Annotated in this window: 4 protein-coding genes and 1 pseudogene; 3 read left to right on the top strand and 2 right to left on the bottom strand. The window is 40.4% G+C overall.

Annotation, left to right across the window (positions count from 1 at the left end; translation table 11 throughout):
* Positions 1 to 99: 99 nt before the first annotated feature.
* A complete protein-coding gene (locus tag ACED29_RS19025) occupies positions 100 to 1,755 on the bottom strand; it encodes an AMP-binding protein (RefSeq protein ID WP_182723090.1) in 1,656 nt (551 codons plus the stop codon).
* A 230-nt stretch (positions 1,756 to 1,985) separates the two neighbouring features.
* The gene (locus tag ACED29_RS19020; protein WP_182697748.1) at positions 1,986 to 2,369 is read right to left on the bottom strand and encodes a RidA family protein; all 384 of its coding nucleotides are present in this window, start codon (positions 2,367 to 2,369) and stop codon (positions 1,986 to 1,988) included.
* A 257-nt stretch (positions 2,370 to 2,626) separates the two neighbouring features.
* Between ACED29_RS19020 and ACED29_RS19015 the strand changes: the two genes are divergently transcribed.
* The 3 genes and pseudogenes from ACED29_RS19015 to ACED29_RS19005 form a co-directional block, all read left to right on the top strand.
* Positions 2,627 to 3,859, top strand: a complete 1,233-nt coding sequence (locus ACED29_RS19015; RefSeq protein WP_371698411.1) for a hypothetical protein — start codon at positions 2,627 to 2,629, stop codon at positions 3,857 to 3,859.
* Positions 3,856 to 4,701, top strand: a complete 846-nt coding sequence (locus tag ACED29_RS19010) for a hypothetical protein (RefSeq protein ID WP_371698409.1) — start codon at positions 3,856 to 3,858, stop codon at positions 4,699 to 4,701. The genes ACED29_RS19015 and ACED29_RS19010 overlap by 4 nt, the downstream gene beginning before the upstream one ends.
* A pseudogene (locus ACED29_RS19005) lies at positions 4,701 to 5,103 on the top strand (hypothetical protein); the annotation flags it as partial. The gene ACED29_RS19010 and the pseudogene ACED29_RS19005, both read left to right, overlap by 1 nt.

Below are 5,103 nucleotides of genomic sequence, written 5' to 3'. Positions count from 1 at the left end.
GTATCCTGTAGCAAAAAGAAAAAATGCCGCTCACCTTAAGTGAACGGCATTACGCATATTGCGTGTATTTTTTGAGGCGAAATAATCGATAGTGGATGACTACAATTCGTCTTCCCAACGTACTTTTGCACCGCGCACACCGTCTACTTTGGCGCTGAATGTTTTTTCCAGTACGTGACGTTTAATTTTTAACGTTGGAGTTAACACATCGTTCTCAATGGTCCAGTCATCATTGACGATTATAATGGCATCAACGTGCTCATGTGACTCAAGATGCGGGTTAATGCTGTCGAGCGTCTCTTTCAATGATGTTCTTACTTCCTCACGAGGCTGCAATTTAGAGCCTTCTGAAAGCTGCACTAATGCGACTGGGTGTGGTAAGCCAGAGCCAATAACACAAATTAATTCTATATGTGAATCTTGAGCCAATTTACGTTCAATAGGGACAGGTGCGACATATTTACCTTTTGAGGTTTTAAAGTTGTCTTTAACTCGACCAGTAATATCGATATAACCGTCTGCATCAATTTCGCATAAATCGCCAGTATGGAAAAAACCATCTTCGGTAAATGCGGCTGCGGTGGCTTCGTCTTGTAAGTAATAGCCGCTCATCAAGCCAGGACTTTTAACTAACAACTCACCTTGTTCAGTTTGACGTACCAAGCATCCTTCAACTGGACGGCCGACAGTGCCAATCTTCTTGGCATTAAATGGATGGTTGATTATCGAGTAAGCACAGTTTTCAGTCATCCCCCATGCTTCACAAATATCAATGCCGATATCGTTGTACCATTGAAGCAATGATGGTGGTATTGGCGCCGAGCCTGAGCCGTTTAAGCGTGATTGATCCAGCCCTAAACCTTTTTTAATCTTACGCTTAACAATACTGCTAATAATGGGCAGTTTAAGTAAGGTTTTAAGTTTTTTCTCACCAATTTTGTTGATGATATTGAGTTGGAATACCGTCCATAAACGCGGTACGGAGAAAAATATCGTTGGACGACAACGCTGAATGTCATCAACAAATGAGTCGAGACCTTCAACAAAAGAAACCGTTGCCCCAGAATAGAATGATGAACCTTCAATAGCTACGCGTTCGGTAATGTGTGCTAACGGTAAATAAGATAATAGTCGGTCAGTCGTGTTTGCTTGTAAATCACGGATCACGGCTTCACACGCCCAGCCATAACTGGTAAAGGTTTGGATCGCGCCTTTAGGTTTGCCGGTTGAGCCTGAGGTATAAATGAGCGTCATGACTTGATCAGCAGTGGGTAACTGCTCGTCAACCAGAGGTTGCCCCAGCTTCAATAGCTGTTCCCAATGATATTGGGCAGGCATGGTGTCATATGGCATGGCTAAACGGAGAATTTCACCGCCCACGGCAGCTTCTTGTTCTGCCCAATGATCAAGCTTGCCAGTAAAGATGGCTTTTGCACCACTGTGCTCAAGTATATAACGAATCGTTTCGGCATTAGCAGTTGGATAAACAGGCACACTAATATAACCACCGTACATTAATGCTAAATCGACAATAAACCACTCGGCACAGTTCTTAGACAGTACAGCAACTTTATCACCGCGCTCTAGACCTAAATGGCGCAGTGAACCTGCAATTTGTTGCACTTTTTGTTGAACTTCACGCCAGGTGAAATCTACATATTTACCGTCAATCGGCTGGCGAAGGTAAACTTTGTCGCCTTGCGTATCTACCCAATGAGACAACATCTCAACAGGAGTTTTAATTAAATTTTCCATCGACGCTTCCATGTTCTTTATTGTTATTGTGGGTCTCTATAAATTTAGTATGGCCATTTTTGTGCGCTGGCGCAAACAATTGCACAGTATGTGTGCAAGGTAACACAACAAACACGTTAGCAGAATTTACTGAAGAAACAATAGGTGTTGAGTAAATACTCTACAGTGTAAAATCCACGGATAATAAAAAAGGCACCCTAGGTGCCTTTAAAAAAATTGTACGGTTGTCGCTAAATTTCCATGATTCCGTCCATTTCAACCAATGACCCTTTTGGTAACTCTTTGACGCCAATCGCGGCACGAGCTGGATAAGGTTGTTGGAAGTAACGACTCATAATTTCGTTTACCGTGGCAAAATGAGATAAATCGGTTAAGAAGATATTTAGCTTAACGATGTCACTCATTTTTCCGCCAGCAGCTTCACATACCGCGGTTAAATTTTCGAACACTTGTACAACTTGTTCTGCAAAATCATCGCTCACCATGGTCATGGTTTTTGGGTCTAACGGAATCTGACCTGAAAGATAAACGGTACTGCCGACTTTAACTGCTTGTGAATAAGTACCAATAGCTTGGGGGGCTTTGTCGGTTGCGATGATAATTTTTTCAGCCATGTTGAATTCTCTTTATTTAATTGTGTTGGTTGGTAAAAATTAATAGTCAATGTATCGGCTTAGCGCTATTTGAGCAAGCCTCCTTAAACAGTTTCAATGCTACGAATAACGTCTGACCTAAATGGGTATATATGAGCTTATTATTAACTCATTATCATCAAGTATTACTTACCATAATAAAACCAGTTATTTGTAGCTATATATAAAATCGACAATCCATTTTATGATACATAATGTATATATCAGGGATGATTAGCATGACATGGAAAAACAGCGGCGCAAATAAAAATGCACTACAACCGAGTTCACCTCATAGTTTAATGGGTTTAGACCATCAAACAGCATTAGAGCATGGACTTCGATTACCGGTTGACTTTAATTACCAAAAAGTTGAATTTTCCTATCAAGCATTTGTTATGCTGCAAAGCCTTAATGATTATGACCAACAGCAGGTGATTAAAGAAATTCAATTTATCAGTCTGCACCCAACAGCAGCCTCGTCAGTTAAACAAAGCCTTAATCCCTTTAGGCATATGCGCCGCTCTGATATTCCATTTCGTAATTATCATTACTTTATTGATTATAAAATTCCCGCTAATAGCCAAGTGCATATAACCGATATATTATTTGATCAGCAGTTACATGATAGGAAAGATCGTCATACTGATGAACGTACCATGTTGTATCGAGTAGAAAGGATTGGCTCTGGAGCGAAATACGATGGGGCAAAGTCAAGAGATGAAATTCAAGAACTTATCGATGAATGGGGTGATGCAAAGCCTAGCATACAAGTGAACACCCATCATGCCGCCGTAAATGGTATGTTAAATGAATTTACTAAAGCGCAGTGGTTAATGGGCACCCATTTAGACAGCGCTTATCAAAGTGATAGTATAAAAGCGTATACTCTATTTCATAATCCCAGTGATAAAGCGGTACGTGATGTATATGAATGCGCCTTTGACAAAGGTCAAAGTAATACTTCGCACAATGCTCAGCACTTGGCGGCTGTATTGAAACAAAATCAACAATTGGGTAAAAAAGTCAAGTGGGTCGCCCACAGCCAAGGGGCGATTATATTTTTATCTGCGTTGCAATATTATCGAGTCAATTATCAAGGGCAATTAACGGGTCAAGAGCTAGCTATTCACGGCAGCGGTGCTAATGTGGCAGAGTTACAACAAGCCGCTAAACTGGTGGGGTTAAAAACCCATGAACCACGAAATAACCCATTTGATACAGTACCTAATATATTCGGCAAAAATGATCTATCAGCCAGTAGTTTTGCCCGTTCAGTAAAGTTTTTTCCCTCGATAATGTTTAGCTCTGTGGGGGCAAGTCCGCATACATTACCTTTCTTGGGAGTGAAAACCTACCACGAGCAATTATTGACGTTAGGTGCAAAATTTCGCGCTAAAGAAGTTAAAAAATATATTCAGAAAGCTGAGCTATTAATGCAAGAAGCACAGAAAATAAAAAAAACATTATGAAGAAATTACTAAAAACATTGTGGCAAGGCTTTGTTGGCGGAGCTGATTTTACTCAGCTAGTCACTGAGCGATTTATTTTAGAAGATAAACTGTTAAAAATAACTATGCCAGTCAGTAATATTGCCACGGTAGAACTACCGAAAGAGATTAATTATCCATATAAAAATCTTTTTTGGCTTGCTGCAAACCAAAGAACACACACCCATGAGACCTATATACATATTTATACTGAGTTATGGATGTATTTACCCATCATAGGTATTCTGCCCAGCAGTGAATACGGCATGCTCAGCAGTGTATTTAGAATAAAAAAAACCCCTGATGGTGTTAATGCGCTCGATAACCAGGCGCTTGGTAAATGGCTAAATCAAGAATATGATGAATATTATAATCACCCTGAGCCTGGTGAGAAAGCTAAAGGTAGCAACACTAGAATAAGGCAAGAAATGAGTAAACATACCACTCTTTCAGATGAGGTAATGGCTATTCAATTAGAAGCTGCAATAAACAACGGTGGTTACCCAAAAATTCCAGATGCTACTACGGTACAAATAAATGGTACTGAGTGGGTGTTTCATCAACTAGTTAAACCTCATTCACGCAGTCGCACCGACATGTATTGTTTAGGTTTAGATGAAGGCCATTATTTAGTGGTGCGTTTTAGTCATCGTGTTGACCGTTCTGACAAACATGAAAAGTGGCGCAAGGCGGCCAATCAAACCCAGCAACGGGTGATGGAGATGGTGTCATTAACTGATTATGTTGCAGATGAGCCACAATCGCGACTATCCAATGATACTTCGTCAGCTCTGCAAACTTCATCTGGGCAAGAAACGGCATAATGGGGTTATTGAAGAGTTTGTGGCAAGGCTTTGTTGGCGGTGCTGATTTTACTCAGCTCGTCACTGAGCGGTTTATTTTAGAAGACAAACTGTTAAAAATCACTGTTCCTATCAGTAATATAGCTGCTCGACAGTTACCCAAAGAGGTTAATTATCCTTATAGAAATAGGCATTGGTTTAATACGAAGCAAAAAACTCACACCCATGAAACTTATGTGCATATCTATACTCGAGTTTGGATGTATTTACCCATTATCGGCATTTTCCCCAGCAGTGAATACGGCATGCTCAGCAGCGTGTTTAGAATAAAACAAACTCCTGATGGTATTAATGCGCTCGATAACCAGGCGCTTGGTTCATGGCTTAATCAAGAATATGATGAATATTATAATCACCCTGAAG

Source organism: Shewanella sp. 5S214, assembly GCF_041439795.1.
GTDB lineage: Bacteria > Pseudomonadota > Gammaproteobacteria > Enterobacterales > Shewanellaceae > Shewanella > Shewanella vesiculosa.
This window is presented reverse-complemented; position numbering and strand designations above follow the sequence as displayed.

Coding starts and splice junctions, on each gene's coding strand:
- ACED29_RS19010 (WP_371698409.1), top strand. CDS start 3,856: ATGAAGAAATTACTAAAAACATTGTGGCAAGGCTTTGTTGGCGGAGCT.
- ACED29_RS19025 (WP_182723090.1), bottom strand. CDS start 1,755: ATGGAAAATTTAATTAAAACTCCTGTTGAGATGTTGTCTCATTGGGTA.
- ACED29_RS19015 (WP_371698411.1), top strand. CDS start 2,627: ATGACATGGAAAAACAGCGGCGCAAATAAAAATGCACTACAACCGAGT.
- ACED29_RS19020 (WP_182697748.1), bottom strand. CDS start 2,369: ATGGCTGAAAAAATTATCATCGCAACCGACAAAGCCCCCCAAGCTATT.